We start from the raw sequence: 586 nt of genomic DNA on the forward strand, positions 1-586 counted from the left end.
CACCACCGAGCGCGGCGTGGCCTGCACGGTGCAGGTGGCCGATTGCCTGCCGGTGCTGCTGGCAACGACCGGCGCCGTGGCCACGCCGGCCGTCGGTGCGGCCCATGCCGGCTGGCGCGGCCTGGCCGGTGGCGTGCTCGACAACACCGTGGCGGCGCTGTGCGCGGCGGCGGGCTGCGAGCCGGGCGCGCTGGTGGCGTGGCTCGGCCCGTGCATCGGGCCGGAGCGCTTCGAAGTGGGCCCGGACGTGCTGCAGGCCTTCGGCGACGACCCTCAACGCGCCGACCCGGCGCTGTTCCGCGGCCATGCGCCGGGCAAGTGGATGGCCAACCTGCCTGAACTCGCGCGCCGGCGCCTCGCGGGCCTGGGCGTGACGCAGATCAAGGGCGGCGCCTGGTGCACCGTCGACGATGCATCACGGTTCTTTTCGTTCCGGCGCGATCGCATCACCGGGCGGATGGCCGCTGCCGTCTGGCTGCGCTGATGTCGCCATCTCGGCGGCTTCGGCCTGCCGTTGCGCGCGCCGCCGCGACGGCGTGCCCAGCAGGTACAGCACGATCGACAGCGGCAGCACGCCGTACAGCAG

General features: G+C 74.6%; 1 protein-coding gene. It reads left to right on the forward strand.

The annotated features are described in order from the left end of the window. Nucleotides 1–484: purine nucleoside phosphorylase YfiH/LACC1 family protein (locus AC1D12_RS34915; RefSeq protein ID WP_477845617.1), on the forward strand; the 484-nt coding region annotated here is incomplete at its 5' end. Between the last annotated feature and the right edge of the window lie 102 nt (nucleotides 485–586).

The organism is Rhizobacter sp. P1_G5, from assembly GCF_056405435.1.